This is a genomic window from Rathayibacter sp. AY1A7, assembly GCF_002930845.1.
In the GTDB taxonomy this organism is placed as follows: domain Bacteria; phylum Actinomycetota; class Actinomycetes; order Actinomycetales; family Microbacteriaceae; genus Rathayibacter.
The window spans coordinates 1-15,960 of record NZ_PSTL01000036.1 but is presented as its reverse complement, the minus strand read 5'-3'; the positions used below and the strand labels follow the sequence as shown (position 1 = coordinate 15,960).

Sequence of the window (15,960 nt, the reverse complement as noted above, 5' to 3'; positions counted from 1 at the left end):
GGAGATGTGTATAAGCGGCAGTCGTCGGCGAACGGGGTGCACGAACGAAGGCCCGGGTCCTGCGCAGCAGGACCCGGGCCTTCGTTCGTGCACCCCGTTCGCCGACGAGCAGTGCTGACGGCCCGCGGGGGTGTCGTGGGCAAGGCGGAGGAGGAGAGCTGTAGCGGAGCTACCGCCGACGACGACAACGCCGCCCACGGCACCCCCGCGGGTCGTCAGCCCTTGGTGGCGCCGGCGAGGAGGCCGCGGACGAAGAACCTCTGGAGGGAGAAGAACACGATGAGCGGCACGATGATCGAGATGAACGCGCCGGCCGTGAGCAGCTCCCACGACTGGCCGTAGGAGCCGGTGAGGTCCTGCAGCGCCTTCGTGATCGGCAGCCCCTGTCCGGAGGTGAAGACCGTCGCGACCAGCAGGTCGTTCCAGACCCAGAGGAACTGGAAGATGCCGAAGGAGGCGATGGCGGGGACCGAGAGCGGGAGCACGATGCGGAAGAAGATCTGGCCGTGTCCGGCGCCGTCCACTCGTGCCGCTTCGATGACCTCGCCGGGGATCTCGGAGATGAAGTTGTGGAGCATGAAGATCGCGAGCGGGAGCGCGAAGATCGTGTGCGCGATCCACACCTTCGCGTAGGAGCCGTCCAACCCGTTCACCCCGAGGCCGGGGAGGATGTAGAGCCCTCCGATGCGCAGGCCGTCCGAGAACAGCTGCAGCAGCGGCACGAGCGCCATCTGGATGGGGACGATCTGGAGCGAGAACACGAGGACGAAGAGCGTGTTGCGGCCCTTGAAGTCGATCCAGGCGAACGCGTAGGCGGCGAGGCTGGCGATCGTGATCGGGATCAGCGCCGCCGGCAGCGTGATGACCAGCGAGTTCACGAACGCCTTGCCCAGGGTCAGGCTGTCGCCCGAGTTGAGCGCGTTCGCGTAGTTGTCGAGGGTGAAGCCGGGGTTGGCGAAGATCGTCCACCAGCCGGTCGTCTTGATGTCGTTCGCGGGGCGGAACGACGAGATGAACAGACCGAGGGTGGGGACGGTCCAGATGACGGCGATGATCAGCGCGGCGAGGGTGGCGCCGCGCGACGTCGTCGCCTTCTTCACCTTGCCGCTGGCCGCCTCGATCCTGGACTCGCCGCGGGCGAGCGCGCGCTCGGTGCTGCGGTCGACCGGAACCTGGATCGGAGTGGGCGTGACGCTCATCGGATCTCCCTCTGCTTGGCGAGCTGGCGGGCGTTGTAGACGACGATCGGGAGCACGAGCAGGAACAGGATGACCGCGAGGGCCGCGCTGTAGCCGCTGCGGGCGCCGAGCTGGAACTGGCGGACCATCTCGAACGCGAGGACCGTGGTGTCGGAGCGGCCGCCGGTCATCGCCGAGACGATGTCGAAGACCTTCAGCGACGCGATCGAGATCGTCGTGAGGACGACCACGATCGAGGAGCGGATGCCGGGGACGGTGACGTTCCAGAAGGACTGCCACGCGCTGGTGCCGTCGAGCGAGGCCGCTTCGAGCTGCTCGGAGGGGACGCCCTTGATGGCGGCGGAGAGCACCGTCATGGCGAATCCGGCCTGGGTCCAGATGAGGACGACGACGAGGAACAGCGTGTTCCACGGCTCGAGTCCCAGCCAGTCGACCGGCGGGGCGCCGAAGGCGGTGAGGATGCCGTTGAGGAGGCCGATCTGCTCGCCCTGGCGCACGTCGTAGAAGAACTTGAAGATGATCGACGCGCCGACGAACGAGATCGCCATCGGCATGAAGACCAGCAGCTTGAAGAACTTCTCGCCGCGGCTCTTGTCGATGAAAACCGCGTAGGCGAGACCGATCGCGGTCGCCGTGATCGGGGCCAGGAGCACCCAGACCACCGTGTTGAGGAAGGCGGTGATGCCGTCGGGGCTGGTGAAGACCCAGACGAAGTTGTCGATGCCGGCGAATCCGGAGCCGTCGTTCTTCATGAACGCGTTGATGGCCGTCGTGATCGTCGGGTAGATCAGGCCGATGAGGATGAAGAAGGCGGCCGGTGCCATGAACGCGATGAGCTGGAGTCCGTAGCCCGCGCCTTTGCGGGACCGGAAGTCGAGCAGGAACAGCGCGCCGCCGATGACGGCGGCCACCACCGCGACCCAGAGGACGGAGTTGTAGAGGCCGAAGACCAGCAGGAGGACGACCGGCAGGACGACCGTCACCGCGAGCCGGAGGACCGTGTAGCCGGTGCCGCGGCGGGGCGCGATCTCGACGAAGAAGAGGATGAGCGCCACCACGGCCGCGAAGGCCAGGAGGATGAGTGGGATCTGCGCGAGCGGCGGGATTCCCGCCAGCCATTGGAAGAACCCCGAGATGGTGATGGGGGACATGGACGCCCTTTCGAGTGCGACTCTGGACTCAGGAGGGGCCCGGCCCCGGGATCCGTGGATTCGGGGGCCGGGCCGTCACAGCTGAGCCGCCACTCGGGAGCGGCGGCTCTGCTCCGCTGCTAGGAGGTGTAGCCGGCCTGGATCTCCTCGAGCGCCTGGTCGGTGCTCGTGCCGTCGATCCAGTCGACCATGCCCTTGAAGAAGCTGTCCGAGCCCACTGCCTTCGGCATGAGGTCGGACGCGTCGAAGCGGAACGTGGTGTCCGGGTTCTGGAGGATCGCGATGGAGTCCTTCAGGACGTCGCTGCCCGCGTTGGCCGGGTCGAGACCGGTGTTCGCGGAGATGACGCCGCCGAGGGAGACGCGGCTGTTGGCCCAGTCGGCGCTGGCCAGGTACTCCTGGACCTTCGCGGTGTCCTCGTCGTTCGAGAACGCGGCGACCATCTCGCCACCACCGGTGACGGCCTGGGCGTCGTCGGCCTTGACCGGCGGGGTGAGGAAGGCCCACACGTCGCCGTCCTCGGCCACGTTGGCGCCGGCCGAGGTCAGGAAGCCCTCGAAGAACGAGGCCTGGTGGGTCAGCGCGCAGGTGCCGTTCGCCATGTTCTGGGCGACGTCGCCGAAGGCGGTGGAGTTGATCGACTTCACGTCGCCGTAGCCGGCGTTGACGAGGGTCGGGTCGAGGAGGATCGATCCGACGGAGTCGAACGCGGACTTGATGGCCGGGTCGGTGAAGGGGGTGTCGCCCGCGACCCAGGAGTCGTAGACGTCGGGGCCGGCCTCGCGGAGGACGGCGTCCTCGATCCAGTCGGTTCCGGGCCAGCCGGAGGCCTCACCGGAGTTGAAGCCCGCGCACCAGGACGGTCCGCCGGTCTTCTCGGCGATCGTCTTGCCGAGCGCCTCCATCTCGTCCCACGTCGTAGGAACGGAGACGCCCCACTCCTTGAACTTGGCCGGGGAGTACCAGATGTAGCCCTTGACGGACGCCATCAGCGGCGCGCCGTACTGGGTGCCGTCGACCTGGCCGTACTTCTGCCAGTCCTCGGACCAGTTCTGCTTGACGTTGGCGAGGGCGCCCTCGGGGAGCTCCTGCACCTTGCCGGAGGCGACGGTGTCGGCGAGCAGACCCGGCTGCGGGAAGATCGCGAGGTCGGGGGTGTCGCCACCCTGGACCTTGATGCCGATCTGCTTCTCGAACTCCTTGTCGCCCGTGTACTTGATCTCGATGCCGCTCTCCTTCTCCCAGTCCGCCCAGGACTGCTCGAGAAGGGTGGCCTCGTCGCCGTTGATGGTGCCGTAGACGTTGACGACGCCGTCGGCGGTGCCGACCGTGCCGGCCGAGCTGCCGCCGCCGGCGTTCGGGTCGTTGGGGTCACTGCTGCTGGAGCAGCCCGCGAGTGCGATGCCGGCCGCTGCCAGAACGGCGACCGGGACGGTGATACGGCGGTGCAGGGATGACCGCATTCTTCCTCCTCATTGAGTGGTGGAACCAGCCGAGCAGGCCGCTCCTCGCCGATCGGGATCGGGAGGCTGTGGCGGCTCGAAGCGTGTGCCGCGACGACTCGGATGCTGGTGATGGCGATGCCAGGAGGAACTCCGAGCGGATCACCGGATTCGTGTGGGTGGGCTCCCACGGAGGGAAACCTTTCCACAAGAACGATGAAAGCACAACGCCGATGATAGAGCGCTCTCTGAGATAACGATTCGGCGTCAGAACAGCGATCGCGTGTTCGGGGCCGAGCGGAGATCGATCTCGGCGCGACGCCCGGCCGCCGGGCGGGGTATAACTTCCTGGAACCGTTTCCAGCATCGAGGCCGGACGGTCGGGAGGAACGACGTGCCAGGCATCGAAGAGGTGGCCGAGCTCGCAGGAGTGTCGAAGGCGACGGTCTCGCGCGCGCTCAGCGGCCGGGGCTACGTCTCCGCGGGGACGAAGCAGCGCGTCGAGCGCGCCGCGACGAGCCTGGGCTACGTCGTCTCCGCCAACGCCTCCAGCCTCGTCACCGGCCGCAGCAACAACATCGCCGTGATCATCCCGATCATCAACCAGTGGTTCTTCGCCGGGATCATCGAGGGCATCGAGCGCGCCCTGCTCGCCGCCGGCTACGACCTGCTCCTCTACAACATCGACAAGCACCTCGACGCCCGCCGGAGCGTGTTCGAGTACTACCTCGTCCGCAAGCGCGTCGACGCGATCGTCGCCGTCACGCTCGAGATCTCGCCGCACGAGACGGAGGCGCTCCTCGCCCTGGGCAAGCCCATCGTCGGCATCGGCGGCGAGCTCCCCGGCATCCCCACCTTCAGCATCGACGACGTCGCCGCCTCCCGCCTCGCCACGGAGCACCTGCTCTCCCTCGGCCACGAGCGGGTCGTCCACATCGGCGGGCTCGCGGAGGAGGAGATGGACTTCCACGTCCACACGCAGCGCCGCGACGGCTTCCGCCAGGCGCTCGCCGCCGCCGGCCTCGAGCCGGGCGCGCAGGACATCGTGCCCACCACCTTCGACATCCCCGGCGGGCACAGCGCCGGACGGCAGGTCCTCGGCGACCCGCGGACCCGGCCGACGGCGATCTTCGCCGCCTCCGATGAGATCGCGATCGGGATCATCCTCGCGGCGCGCGAGCTCGGCCTCTCGGTGCCCGAGGACGTCTCCGTCATCGGGATCGACGACCACCCCCTCGCCGAGCTCTTCGGTCTCAGCTCGATCCGCCAGGACCCGCGCCAGCAGGGCGAGCTCGCAGTCGCGCTGGTGCTGGACGCGCTGGCCGCCCTCGGTCGCGGCGAGCCCCCTCCCCCGGCCCGCCACACGCTGATCCCCGCCTCGCTGGTGATCCGCACCAGCACCTCGGCGCCGCGGGGGGCGAGAATCGGAGCATGAGCGACTCCGACACCCCCACCGTCCGCGACGTCCCCGAGCGGTCCCGCTTCGTGATCGAGGTCGGCGGCACCCCGGCCGGCTTCGCCGCGTACACCCGTCAGGGCGACGAGGTGACGCTCACCCACACCGTCGTCGACGACGCGTGGGAGGGCCACGGCCTCGGGAGCATCCTCTCGCGGGCCGCGGTCACCACGATCACGGAGGCGGGCGGCACGGTCGTCCCGCGCTGCCCCTTCGTCGCGGCCTGGCTGCGCAAGCACCCCGACGTCGACGCCCGGGTCCGCTGGCCCGAGGACTGACTCACTCCGGGGGCGTCCTGCTCCCGATCTCCTGGAGCGCCCAGGTGTTGCCGTCCGGATCGGCGAAGTACGCGTACTGCACGCCGCCCAGGTCCTGGACCTCGCTGATCTCGAGCGAGCGGCCGACGAGCTCCGCGCGAGCGGCGGCGATGTCGTCGACGACGAGGTGGAGGGAGCGGACGACGCCCTCCTCCGGACCGGGGCCCATCCCGCTGCCGACCACGATCGAGCAGGCCGAGCCGGGCGGGGTGAGCTGGACCACGCGCATCGCGGCGGAGGGCCGCACGTCGTGGTCGAGGTGGAAGCCCATCACCTCCGTGTAGAAGGCGACCGCGCGGTCGACGTCGCCGACGGGGAGGGGGACGAGCTCGAGTCGCATCTGCACGCGACCAGTGTGCCGCGCGGCGGAACCGCGCGGGAGGGGTCAGTCCCGCGGGCCGACGACGAGGCGCTCGTGCATGATCTCGACGGCGCGCTCGAGGACGCGGCGGTCCTCGAGGGTGAGATCGGCGAAGATCGGCGTCAGCGCGTCGCCGAGGTCGGTCCGCCAGGCGTTCAGCGCGTCCGCGCCGGCGGGAGCCAGGCGGATCTGCCAGGCGCGCGCGTCGAGGGGATCGGTGATCCGGTCGAGCCAGCCGGTCTCGACGAGGTTCTTCACGATCTTGGTCATCGTGGGCTGCGAGACGCGGCTCTGGGAGGCGAGCTCCCCCAGGCGCATCGGGCCCATCGAGAGGAGCACCGAGAGCGTGCGCCAGACGGCCTGCGACTCCTGGTTGCCGGTCGCCTGGGCGGCGAGGCGGGTGATCCGGTGCGTCACCGAGACGAAGTCGCTCAGGAGCTCGCTGAGCGAGACCTCGCTGGGCGGGACGTCGCGGGCGGGGAGCCCGGCGAGCAGATCGTGAGCAGTCACGCTCCGATCCTAGGGGCGCGCGCCTCGAACGGCCGGGAACGACGAAGGGCGCCGCCTCCGAGGAGACGACGCCCTGCGTCTGCAGGCGTGCCTGCATCACCCCGACGAGCGACCGGCCGGAGCCGGCACCCGCGACGGGTGAAGGGGATTACTTGACGGTGACGGTCGCGCCGGCGCCCTCGAGCTGAGCCTTGGCCTTCTCGGCGGTCTCCTTGTTGACGGCCTCGAGGACCGCCTTGGGGGCACCGTCGACGAGCGCCTTCGCCTCACCGAGGCCGAGGCTGGTGAGGGCGCGCACCTCCTTGATGACCTGGATCTTCTTCTCGCCGGCGGCCTCGAGCACGACGTCGAACTCGGTCTGCTCCTCGACCTCTTCGGCGGGGGCGGCCGGGCCGGCCACACCGGCGGCGGCGACGGGCGCCGCAGCGGTGACCTCGAAGACCTCTTCGAACTTCTTGACGAACTCCGAGAGCTCGATGAGCGTGAGCTCCTTGAAGGCCTCGATGAGCTCGTCCTGCGTGAGCTTTGCCATGATTTTTCTCCTTGTTTTTCTTTGTCTACGAACCGCGCGCGCACTGCTTCCCGGAAGGGGAAGACGTCAGCTCGCGGACTCCTGCTTCTCGCGCAGCGCCTCGACCGTGCGAACGGCCTTCGAGAGCGGAGCGTTGAACAGATATGCGGCGCCGAACAGCGAGGCCTTGAAGGCGCCGGCGAGCTTGCCGAGCAGAACTTCGCGGGACTCGAGGTCGGCGAGCTTGCCCACCTCTTCTGCGGTCAGCGGGTTACCGTCGAAGTAACCGCCCTTGACCACGAGGAGAGGGTTTGCCTTGGCGAAGGCACGCAGCGACTTCGCGACGGCGACAGGGTCGCCGTGCACGAACGCGATGGCCGAGGGGCCAGCGAGCTCGTCGTCGAAGGACGAGATACCGGCGTTGTTCGCCGCGATCTTGGTCAGCGTGTTCTTCACCACGGCGTAGGTTGCGTGCTCACTGATGTCCTTGCGCAGCGTCTTGAGCTGAGCAACAGTGAGACCGCGGTACTCGGTCAGCAGAACGGCCGTCGAGCTCTGGAACTTCTCCGTGAGTTCGGCAACCGAGGCTTCCTTGTTCGCCATGGCTACTCCTGTGAATTCTCGTGCCGGTAGCCCGAAGGCAGGCAAAGAAAAAAGCTCCGGCACAGGGGCGCGGAGCTTCGGGATCGCGGTGAGGCGGAACTGAACTCGTGCACCTGCGCGGGCAATTCGCTTCGCGAATCCTTCGTCCGGTGGCGATCCGCGGGGCCGGGGCCCTGCTCGTGCGCACACCGGAAACCGGCGGTCTTTGGCTTCGGGAATCGTACGTCATCGCGGCGCGCGGGCGCAAGTCGAGGACGAGGGTCCTCGCGCGGGATGCTGGAGGCATGACCGGCCCGACCCCCGACTCCGCCCGCGACGTCGACTCCGCGATCGCCTCGGTGGAGGGCGAGCTCAGCACCCTCTTCAACCGTGTGCGGGCGGCGATGCGCTCCTACGCCGAGCGGCTCCACCCGGAGCTGACGCCGCTGGGCTACAAGACGATCTCGGCGCTCGAGCGCCGCGGACCCGTGCACTCGGGCGTGCTGGCCGAGCTCCTCGAGATGGACAAGTCGGCGCTCAGCCGCCAGATCACGGCGCTCGACCGCCTCGGCTTCCTCGAGCGCACCCCCGACCCGCAGGACGGCCGCGCCACGATCCTCTCGGTGACTCCGGCGACCGCCGCGCGGTTGCGCGAGATCCGCAGCTCGAACCAGGCGCTGATGCACGAGGAGCTGCGCAGCTGGGCGCTCGCCGACGTCGAGCTCTTCGCCTCTCTCCTGCACAGGATCAACGACCTTGACATCTGACGCCTAGCACCCCGTCCGTTCGGGGACAATCGCCGGACGCCGCCCGCTCGACTGCGTAGTTTCGGAGGCGATGGACCAGCACTCCTCCTCTCTCCTCCCCCACGACGTGGACGGCGCACTCGGCTTCGCGCGCGGTCTGAGCACCGACGCGCCCCGGCCCGGCACCGGTCGCACCGCCGAGCTGCACGGTCTCCTCGAGCGCCTGGCTCGGCACGACCTCGGCGTCGCGCGCGCGGTGGAGCCGCACCTCGACGCTCTCGCGATCCTCGGCGAGGCGGAGCTCGACCCGTCCGGACTCGGAGTCGCCGCCGACGCCGCCTGGGGAGTCTTCGCGGCCGAGGGCGGCGGGGATCCTCTGGTCGCCCGCGAGAGCGACGGCGACTGGCTGCTCGACGGAGTGAAGCCCTGGTGCTCGCTGGCCGACCGCCTCGACGCCGCCCTCGTCACCGCCCACGTCGGGGACGCCTCCGGCGAGCGCCGCCTCTTCGCCGTGGCGCTGCGCGACGGGACGGCGACGCCGGAGCAGGACGCCTGGCACGCGCGGGGCCTGACGGAGGTGCCCAGCGGACCGGTCCGCTTCTCCGGCACCCGCGCCGTCCCCGTGGGGGACGCCGGCTGGTACCTCTCGCGACCCGGCTTCGCCTGGGGCGGCATCGGCGTCGCCGCCTGCTGGCACGGCGGAGCCCTCGGAGTCGCGGCGGCCGTCGCGGCGGCGGCCGCCCGACGCGAGGACCCGCACCTCCTGGCCCACCTCGGAGCGATCGACACGGCGCTCTCCGCGTCGCGCCGGGCGCTGGACGAGGCCGCCGCGGCGGTCGACGCGGGCGAGGCCGACGGCCCCCGCGGCTCGCTGCTCGCCAAGCGCGTGCGGGCGAGCGTCGCCGGAGCAGTCGAGGAGATCCTGCTCCGCGCCGGCCGCGCGCTCGGCCCGGCTCCGCTCGCCCTCGACGCCGAGCACGCCAAGCGCGTCGCCGATCTCGCGCTCTACGTCCGCCAGCACCACGCCGAGCGCGACGACGCCGCTCTCGGCCGCGCCGTGCTCGCCTCGGGCGAGGCGGCCTCCTGGTGAGCCGGCCCTTCGACGGGCGCCTCGAAGGCACTCCTCTCGAGCGCTGGACCGCGGACGGCCGCCGCGACCGCCTCCCGGAGCTGACCCTGCCCGACGGGATCCGGCGCGTCCTGGTGGTCGTGGCGCATGCCGACGACGAGACCCTCGGCTGCGGCGGCACCATCGCGCTCGCGCGTCGGCGCGGGATCGCGGTCGACGTCGTCGTCGTGACCGACGGAGCCGCGGCCCACGGGGAGCGGGACGCGGACCTCGCCGCCGAGCGCCGGCGGGAGGCCTCGGACGCACTGGCGGAGCTCGGCCCCGGCATCGGGCTCGCCTTCCTCGACGTGCCGGACTCGGCGACCCCGGAGCACCACGAGCGCATCGCACGCGAGGTGCGCGAGCGGGCGGCCGGCGCCCCCGGGACCGTCCTGCTCCTCTCCACCTGGACCGGGGACGGGCACCGGGACCACCGCGTGGTCGGCGAGATCTGCGCGGAGGTCGCGCGCGAGCGCGGGCAGCCGCTGCTCGCCGCGCCGATCTGGCTGTGGCACTGGGCGGACCCGGAGGACCCCGAGGTGCCGTGGGGCGATCTCGTGCGCCTGCCGCTCGACGACGAGCTGCTCGAGCGCACCCGCCGCGCCCGCTCCCGCTACCCCAGCCAGACCCGCCCCGCGCCCGACGGGACCGGTCCGGTGCTCCATCCGCTCTTCCTGCGCACCTTCACCGGGGACGACCGGCTGGTGAGGATCGCATGAGCTACTTCGACGAGCTGTACGCCCGCCACGAGGACCCGTGGGGGTACACGAGCCGCTGGTACGAGCAGCGCAAGCGCGCCCTGACCCTCGCGAGCCTGCCGGAGCAGCGCTACGGCTCCGTGCTGGAGATCGGCGCCTCGATCGGCGTGCTGGCCGAGGCGCTGGCCGACCGGGCCGACCGCCTGCTGGCGATCGACGTGTCGAGCGCCGCCGTCGAGCGCGCCGCCCGCCGCCTCGCTCCGCTCGAGCACGTGCGGGTCGAGCACCACGACATCACCCGCGGCGTGCCCGAGGGTCCGTTCGACCTGGTCGTGCTCTCGGAGGTCGGCTACTACCTCGGCGACGCCCTCCCCGGCGTGCTGCGCACCATCCGCGACGCCCTCGCCCCCGCGGGGGAGCTCGTCACCGTGCACTGGCGGCATCCGATCGAGGGGCTCGCTCTGGACGGCGACGCCGTGCAGTCCGCCGTGGCGGAGCTGGGCCTGCACCGCCTCGCCCGCCACGAGGAGGAGGACGTCCTGCTCGAGGTCCACGCCCGCGACTCCCGCTCGGTAGCCCGCCGGACGGGGCTGGTGTGAGCCGGCTCGCGCAGGTGCTGGTCGTCGTCCCGGCCCTCGACGAGGAGGAGCGGATCGGCGGCCTGATCGCCTCCGTCCGGGCGAGCGCGACCCACCTCGCCCATCGGGCGCCCGGAATCGGGATGCGCCTCGTGGTCGCCGCGGACGGCTGCTCCGACGCGACCGTCGAGCGGGCCCGTGCCGCCGGCGCCGAGGTGCTGGAGCTCGCCCGCTGCGGAGTCGGCGCCGCCCGCTCCGCCGGGATCGCGCACGCCCTCTCCTCCGTCGCTGCTCCGCTCGAGCAGGTGTGGATCGCCAACACCGACGCCGACACCGTGGTCCCCCGCGACTGGCTGGCCGCCCACGTCGAGCACTCCCGACGGCACGACGCGCTGCTCGGCACGGTCCGGCCCGACCCGGCCGACCTCTCCCCCGGTGCCTACTCGCGCTGGCGAGACGTCCGCGCGCGGGAGGAGTCGATCGGCAGCATCCACGGCGCGAACCTCGGCGTCCGCGCGAGCGCATACCTCGCGGCGGGCGGCTTCGGCCGGGAGCCGCTGCACGAGGACGTCCTGCTCGTCGAGCGGCTGCGCGCGAGCGGCGCCCGGGTCGGAGCGACGGACCGCGGCGAGGTGGTCACCTCCGGCCGCCGCGACAACCGGGTCGAGGGCGGCTACGGCCACTACCTCCACGCTCGCTTCCCGTCCGAGACGTCTCCGGCCTGCGGCTGAATCGGGTACACGCGCACGCGGAACACGATGCGAGGGGTCCCTGTCAATGGTCGGGCCGTGGTTTGTCACGGATTGCGCAGGAGAGTCAAATGGGTGTCGAGCACGACCCGGTGCTCTCCGATGGAAGGGTCACCGCATGAATCCCCGCCTCGTCCTGCTGGCACTGGTCGCCTTCACCGCCTACGTGTTCGGCTCCCGCGCCGGCCGTGGCCGCTACGAAGAGCTGCGCCACCTCGCACTCGGCGTGTGGAACGACCCGGCCACGAAGAAGACCCGCAAGAAGCTCAAGAAGACCTCCAAGCGCGAGGCCAAGCAGCTCACCGCCATCGCGAGCAAGGCCCGCGACAAGGTGCAGCGCCGCCTCCGCTGACCCCCGCTTCCACGACTCACCGGACACCGGCCCGCCGGTGTCTCCGCTCGCATCGGAACGGCCGATCGAGCACGAACTGAAGGAGAAACATCATGGGCATCATCGGTTGGATCGTCCTCGGCCTCATCGCCGGGGCACTGGCAAAGCTCATCCTCCCCGGCAAGCAGGGCGGTGGCTGGATCATCACCATCATCCTCGGCATCGTCGGCGCGCTGCTCGGCGGATTTATCGGCGGAGCGCTCTTCGGACGCGACGACCCGATGGGCTTCAACTTCGTCAGCATCATCCTCGCGGTGGTCGGCGCGATCATTGTTCTGCTGATCTACGGCGCGATCACCGGCCGCAAGTCCCGCGCGTAAGTCGCGCTCCCCGAAGGCCCCCGGCATCCGTGCCGGGGGCCTTCGGCGTTCCCGGAGCGGGCGCACCTCTGCTCAGAGGATCCGACTCCTCCTCCGCGGGGAAGCTGGATGTCCGCCGAGCGCGCAAGGGGTTGATGCTGAGAGCCTCAGACGATGGACTGGAGGCACGACGGCGCGGCTCCACTGCGCCCTCGCCCCGACGAAAGGACGTACTCGCTCATGAGCGACGACACCGCAACGGTCCCCACGATCACCCTGAACAACGGCGTGGAGATCCCGCAGCTGGGCTTCGGCGTGTTCCAGATCGACCCGGCCGAGACCAAGGACGCGACCCTGGCGGCCCTCGAGGTCGGCTACCGCCACATCGACACCGCCGAGATGTACGGCAACGAGGCGGGCGTCGGCGAGGCCGTCCGCGCCTCCGGCCTCGACCGCTCCGAGGTCTTCGTGACCAGCAAGCTCAACAACGGCTTCCACGCCCGCGAGGACGCTCTCGCCGCGATCGACGTCACCCTCGGCGAGCTGAAGTTCGACTACATCGACCTCTTCCTCATCCACTGGCCGCTCCCGAACGTGGGCGACTACCTGGAGACGTGGAAGGCGATGGAGGAGATCTACCGCAGCGGCAAGGCGAAGGCGATCGGCGTCTCCAACTTCCAGACCAACCACCTCAACCGGCTCCGCGCCGAGGCGACCATCGTCCCGGCCGTGAACCAGATCGAGGTGCACCCCTACCTCGTGCAGCAGGAGCTCCGCGCCTACAGCACCGAGCACGGCATCGCGACCGAGGCCTGGTCGCCGATCGCGCAGGGCCTCGTCCTCGACGACGACACCATCACCCGCATCGCGCGCAACGTCGACCGCAGCCCGGCGCAGGTCGTGCTCCGCTGGCACATCCAGCGCGGCGACATCGTCTTCCCGAAGTCGGTCACCCGCAAGCGCGTGGAGGAGAACTTCGCCCTCTTCGACTTCGAGCTCGACGACGAGGCGATGACCGACATCACGGCGCTCGACCGCGGCCACCGCACCGGCCCCGACCCCGACACCTTCAACTACATCCCGAGCTGATCCTCGGCTCCACGGAGCGCGCCCGGCCTGCAGTCATCCTGCGGACCGGGCGCGCTCGTGCGTGGGGCGGCGAGCCGAGCCGCGCACGAACAGGGCGGGTCTCGAGACGCCGCGCTGCCGCTCCTCGACCGGCACGGTCACGGGCCGACCGCACCCCTGCTGATCGAGGAGCGGGCGCAGCCCGCGTATCGGGATCCACCCCACCGACGAACAACGCGGATCCCGATGCGCCGGGCCCGCGGGTCAGCCCTGCTGCGAGTCGCGCCAGGAGTGCTCGGGGGCGTAGCCGAGGACCTCGCGGGCGTGGCCGATCGAGAGCAGGGTGTCGGTTGTCCCGAGGTCGCCGCGCAGCTCGACGCCGGGGAACACCTCGGCCACCAGCTCGGCGTTGGGGCGCGTCATCACGGTGTCGGCCGCGGCGATGATGAAGCGGTCGAACCCGGTCGTCTCGGCGAGCAGCGCCTTCTCGACCGCCTGCGCTCCGTCGCGTCCGTCGATGTAGCCCCAGAGGTTCCACTTGCGCAGCAGCGCGTCGGAGTCGAACGACGGGAACTCGGCGTAGTCGGCCTCGTCCATGACGTTCGAGAAGCGCAGGCCCGTGATCTTCAGGTCCGGGTGCCAGCGGCACAGCTCGATCGCCATCTGCTCCTCGAGGTGCTTGGTGAGCGAGTAGACCGACTCCGGGCGCGCCGGGTACTGCTCGTCGACCGGGATGTAGGGCGGCGGGACGTCGAAGGGCAGGCCCAGCACGGTCTCGCTGGAGGCGTAGACGACGTTGCGGATGCCGGCACGGATCGCTCCGTGGAACGCGTTGAACGTCGCGATCATGTTGTTGTGGAACGTGGCGACGTCGGGCACGAGGCCCGGCGCGGGGATCGCGGCGAGGTGCACGAGCGCGTCGATGCCCTCGTACTGGTCGTTCACCGACTGCAGCGCGTCCACGACCTGGCCGTAGTCGGCGATGTCGATGCGGACGAAGCCCGCGCCGCGGTCCCCCGCGCGGTCCAGGTTGAAGACCTCGTGCCCGGAAGCTCGGAGGCGGGTGACGACGTGGCGGCCGAGCTTGCCGGATCCACCGGTGACTGCGATTCTCATGCTCGAACGCTAACGGGCCTGAGCGACGAGGGATGAGGGTTGCGGATCAGCTCCGGGCATGGAGCGAGATCGCGCCGCCGACCTCGGGCGTCGTCTCGTCGGCGACGAGCTCCGTCCAGCGGCGGAGCACGGCGGCGCCGGCCGCGTCGTTCACGGCTCCGTCGACGACGAGGACCGGGTAGGGCTTCTCGGGCACGCCCTCCGCGGGCCGCACGTCGACGTGGGCGACGTCGTAGGCGTGCTCGAACAGCCAGTCGGCCATCGCGTAGTCGCTCCGGGAGTCGCCGACCGTGCGCCAGCGCTGCGGGATCGCACCCGTCGCTCCGAGCAGCTCCACGGCGCGCTGGGCGCCGAGGTCCTTGCCGAGCCGGTTCGACTCGATGTCGGTCGAGATGACGGTCGGGTCGATGCGGAAGTCGACCGTCCCCTCCTCGTTCGGATACCGGATGCCGCGTCGCTCGACCCCGAGGCCCGCGGCGGTCATGATCTGCAGGGCGTCGGCATCGAAGACGAGCTGGCGCTCGAGGTAGTCCTCGCTCGGCAGGTCGACCAGCTGCTCGGCCGAGACCATGGCGCGCTTGGTCTCGTCGAAGAAGACCAGGTCGTCGTAGTCGGAGCGGATCATCCGCTCGAGGTCGCGGGCCACCGGCTCGGGGATCGCGAGCGACTCGTCGACGATCGGCTCCGAGGTGCCGCGGTAGTCGACGGTGAACCAGACGGCGCCCTTCTCGCAGACGCAGACGATGCGGGCCTCGGCCGAGACGCCGCGCTCGAGGAGCGCGGGCAGGACCCGCTCGCGCAGGAACGCGTCGGAGCGGCCCGTGTTGAACACGATCGGGATGCCGGCGTTGGCCAGGGTGACGAGGTCGTCGGCGATCTCGGGGATCGAGATCGTGCGCGTGACGGGGCTCGCAATGGGCCCGTCGACGTCGAGGAGCAGGCCGAGCGGAGGGGGTGTGGAGGTCATCGTGTCCCATTCTGCCGTGCCGGGGCCGCTCGACGCCTCCGTGACCGCCTCCGCGCGGGCGGAGCGGTTCAGGAGGCGGGGACGACGAGGGTGCGCTGAGCGGTGGTGCCGTCGGGAGCGAGGACGGCGAGGGTGATCAGGGTCTCGGAGTCGCGGCAGTCGGCGGTGACGGCGGCGGAGCCGGACGCCGCGAGGTCGACGGGCTCGCCCGCGCTCGCGTCGGTGGTGCCGACGGCCAGGCGGGCGGTGGCGCCTCCGCTCGTCTCCCACGACAGGGCGAGCGGGACGGAGGCGGTGCGGTCGCCCTCGCAGTCGACGGAGGCGGGGGTGGAGGCGAAGGAGACGATCGCCGGAGGAGCATCGGATCCGGTGCCCGGCTCGGTGTCTGACGGTGCGGCGGAGGCCGTCGATGCGGGGGCGGCGGCGCCGTCGGTCGCCTCCGCGGAGCCGGGAGCGGCGGACGTCGCCGGAGCGCTCCCGGACGGCGCCGAGGACGGGCCCGCGGACGCCGTGGCTGCGCCGGGCGCTTGCCCGCCGGCGGGCCGGACGAGCAGCACGATCGCGAGGACGACGGCGACGAGTCCGAGGGCGGCGAGGACGATCCCGGTGGTGCGGGCGGAGCGGGACGGCATCGGTCCTCCTGGGACGGGACGGGACGGGACGGGACGGGACGGGACGGAACGGGACGGAACGGGACGGGCGGAAGAGACG

The 15,960-nt window shown here is 70.8% G+C and carries 20 protein-coding genes; 10 read left to right on the top strand and 10 right to left on the bottom strand.

Going from position 1 to position 15,960, the window contains the following annotated elements:
* Window positions 1–215: 215 nt before the first annotated feature.
* The 3 genes from C5B95_RS16600 to C5B95_RS16590 form a co-directional block, all read right to left on the bottom strand.
* Entirely contained in the window at window positions 216–1,199 is a 984-nt protein-coding gene (locus C5B95_RS16600) for a carbohydrate ABC transporter permease (RefSeq protein ID WP_104224339.1), read from the bottom strand.
* The gene (locus C5B95_RS16595; protein WP_181027270.1) at window positions 1,196–2,350 is read right to left on the bottom strand and encodes a carbohydrate ABC transporter permease; all 1,155 of its coding nucleotides are present in this window, start codon (window positions 2,348–2,350) and stop codon (window positions 1,196–1,198) included. The genes C5B95_RS16600 and C5B95_RS16595 overlap by 4 nt, the downstream gene beginning before the upstream one ends.
* A 119-nt stretch (window positions 2,351–2,469) precedes the next feature.
* Entirely contained in the window at window positions 2,470–3,813 is a 1,344-nt protein-coding gene (locus C5B95_RS16590; RefSeq protein ID WP_104227181.1) for an ABC transporter substrate-binding protein, read from the bottom strand.
* A 373-nt stretch (window positions 3,814–4,186) separates the two neighbouring features.
* Between C5B95_RS16590 and C5B95_RS16585 the strand changes: the two genes are divergently transcribed.
* Both C5B95_RS16585 and C5B95_RS16580 read left to right on the top strand, forming a co-directional pair.
* Complete coding sequence (locus tag C5B95_RS16585) at window positions 4,187–5,227, top strand: LacI family DNA-binding transcriptional regulator (protein WP_104224337.1); 1,041 nt, start codon at window positions 4,187–4,189, stop codon at window positions 5,225–5,227.
* Window positions 5,224–5,526 carry a GNAT family N-acetyltransferase gene (locus C5B95_RS16580; protein WP_104349656.1) on the top strand — a complete coding sequence of 101 codons (303 nt, stop codon included), beginning with the start codon at window positions 5,224–5,226 and terminating at the stop codon, window positions 5,524–5,526. Before C5B95_RS16585 ends, C5B95_RS16580 begins: the two co-directional genes overlap by 4 nt.
* 1 nt (window position 5,527) lies before the next feature.
* Here the strand turns inward: C5B95_RS16580 and C5B95_RS16575 are convergent, their stop codons facing one another.
* The 4 genes from C5B95_RS16575 to rplJ all read right to left on the bottom strand — a co-directional run bounded on the left by C5B95_RS16575 (window position 5,528) and on the right by rplJ (window position 7,550).
* Window positions 5,528–5,911: a VOC family protein gene (locus C5B95_RS16575; protein WP_181027271.1), complete on the bottom strand. Its 384-nt coding sequence runs from the start codon at window positions 5,909–5,911 to the stop codon at window positions 5,528–5,530.
* 39 nt (window positions 5,912–5,950) lie between these two features.
* Window positions 5,951–6,436: a MarR family winged helix-turn-helix transcriptional regulator gene (locus C5B95_RS16570; RefSeq protein WP_258060063.1), complete on the bottom strand. Its 486-nt coding sequence runs from the start codon at window positions 6,434–6,436 to the stop codon at window positions 5,951–5,953.
* A gap of 148 nt (window positions 6,437–6,584) precedes the next feature.
* On the bottom strand, window positions 6,585–6,968 hold the full coding sequence (gene rplL, locus C5B95_RS16565) for a 50S ribosomal protein L7/L12 (RefSeq protein WP_104224335.1): 384 nt from the start codon (window positions 6,966–6,968) through the stop codon (window positions 6,585–6,587).
* A gap of 66 nt (window positions 6,969–7,034) precedes the next feature.
* Window positions 7,035–7,550 (bottom strand): 50S ribosomal protein L10, encoded by a 516-nt coding sequence (gene rplJ / locus C5B95_RS16560; protein ID WP_055791018.1) that lies wholly within the window; start codon window positions 7,548–7,550, stop codon window positions 7,035–7,037.
* 284 nt (window positions 7,551–7,834) lie between these two features.
* On the opposite strand from rplJ, the gene C5B95_RS16555 reads away from it, so the two are divergent.
* From C5B95_RS16555 to C5B95_RS16520, 8 genes are all read left to right on the top strand, one after another.
* Window positions 7,835–8,296 carry a MarR family winged helix-turn-helix transcriptional regulator gene (locus tag C5B95_RS16555; RefSeq protein ID WP_104224334.1) on the top strand — a complete coding sequence of 154 codons (462 nt, stop codon included), beginning with the start codon at window positions 7,835–7,837 and terminating at the stop codon, window positions 8,294–8,296.
* A 70-nt stretch (window positions 8,297–8,366) separates the two neighbouring features.
* Window positions 8,367–9,365 (top strand): acyl-CoA/acyl-ACP dehydrogenase, encoded by a 999-nt coding sequence (locus tag C5B95_RS16550; RefSeq protein ID WP_104269753.1) that lies wholly within the window; start codon window positions 8,367–8,369, stop codon window positions 9,363–9,365.
* On the top strand, window positions 9,362–10,102 hold the full coding sequence (locus tag C5B95_RS16545) for a PIG-L deacetylase family protein (RefSeq protein ID WP_160033802.1): 741 nt from the start codon (window positions 9,362–9,364) through the stop codon (window positions 10,100–10,102). The genes C5B95_RS16550 and C5B95_RS16545 overlap by 4 nt, the downstream gene beginning before the upstream one ends.
* Window positions 10,099–10,680 carry a class I SAM-dependent methyltransferase gene (locus C5B95_RS16540; protein WP_104234596.1) on the top strand — a complete coding sequence of 194 codons (582 nt, stop codon included), beginning with the start codon at window positions 10,099–10,101 and terminating at the stop codon, window positions 10,678–10,680. Before C5B95_RS16545 ends, C5B95_RS16540 begins: the two co-directional genes overlap by 4 nt.
* Window positions 10,677–11,390: a glycosyltransferase family 2 protein gene (locus C5B95_RS16535; protein WP_104234597.1), complete on the top strand. Its 714-nt coding sequence runs from the start codon at window positions 10,677–10,679 to the stop codon at window positions 11,388–11,390. Before C5B95_RS16540 ends, C5B95_RS16535 begins: the two co-directional genes overlap by 4 nt.
* A gap of 136 nt (window positions 11,391–11,526) precedes the next feature.
* Window positions 11,527–11,760, top strand: a complete 234-nt coding sequence (locus C5B95_RS16530; RefSeq protein ID WP_104227476.1) for a hypothetical protein — start codon at window positions 11,527–11,529, stop codon at window positions 11,758–11,760.
* 92 nt (window positions 11,761–11,852) lie between these two features.
* The gene (locus C5B95_RS16525; protein WP_085476966.1) at window positions 11,853–12,119 is read left to right on the top strand and encodes a GlsB/YeaQ/YmgE family stress response membrane protein; all 267 of its coding nucleotides are present in this window, start codon (window positions 11,853–11,855) and stop codon (window positions 12,117–12,119) included.
* Between the two features lie 219 nt (window positions 12,120–12,338).
* Window positions 12,339–13,187, top strand: a complete 849-nt coding sequence (locus tag C5B95_RS16520; protein ID WP_104349655.1) for an aldo/keto reductase — start codon at window positions 12,339–12,341, stop codon at window positions 13,185–13,187.
* A gap of 243 nt (window positions 13,188–13,430) precedes the next feature.
* On the opposite strand, the gene C5B95_RS16515 is transcribed toward C5B95_RS16520, so the two are convergent.
* The 3 genes from C5B95_RS16515 to C5B95_RS16505 all read right to left on the bottom strand — a co-directional run bounded on the left by C5B95_RS16515 (window position 13,431) and on the right by C5B95_RS16505 (window position 15,881).
* Window positions 13,431–14,282, bottom strand: coding sequence for an NAD(P)-dependent oxidoreductase (locus C5B95_RS16515; RefSeq protein ID WP_104349654.1), 852 nt, complete (start codon window positions 14,280–14,282; stop codon window positions 13,431–13,433).
* 46 nt (window positions 14,283–14,328) lie between these two features.
* Complete coding sequence (locus tag C5B95_RS16510) at window positions 14,329–15,249, bottom strand: hypothetical protein (protein WP_104234599.1); 921 nt, start codon at window positions 15,247–15,249, stop codon at window positions 14,329–14,331.
* 68 nt (window positions 15,250–15,317) lie between these two features.
* Window positions 15,318–15,881 (bottom strand): hypothetical protein, encoded by a 564-nt coding sequence (locus C5B95_RS16505; protein ID WP_104296269.1) that lies wholly within the window; start codon window positions 15,879–15,881, stop codon window positions 15,318–15,320.
* Window positions 15,882–15,960 lie beyond the last annotated feature (79 nt).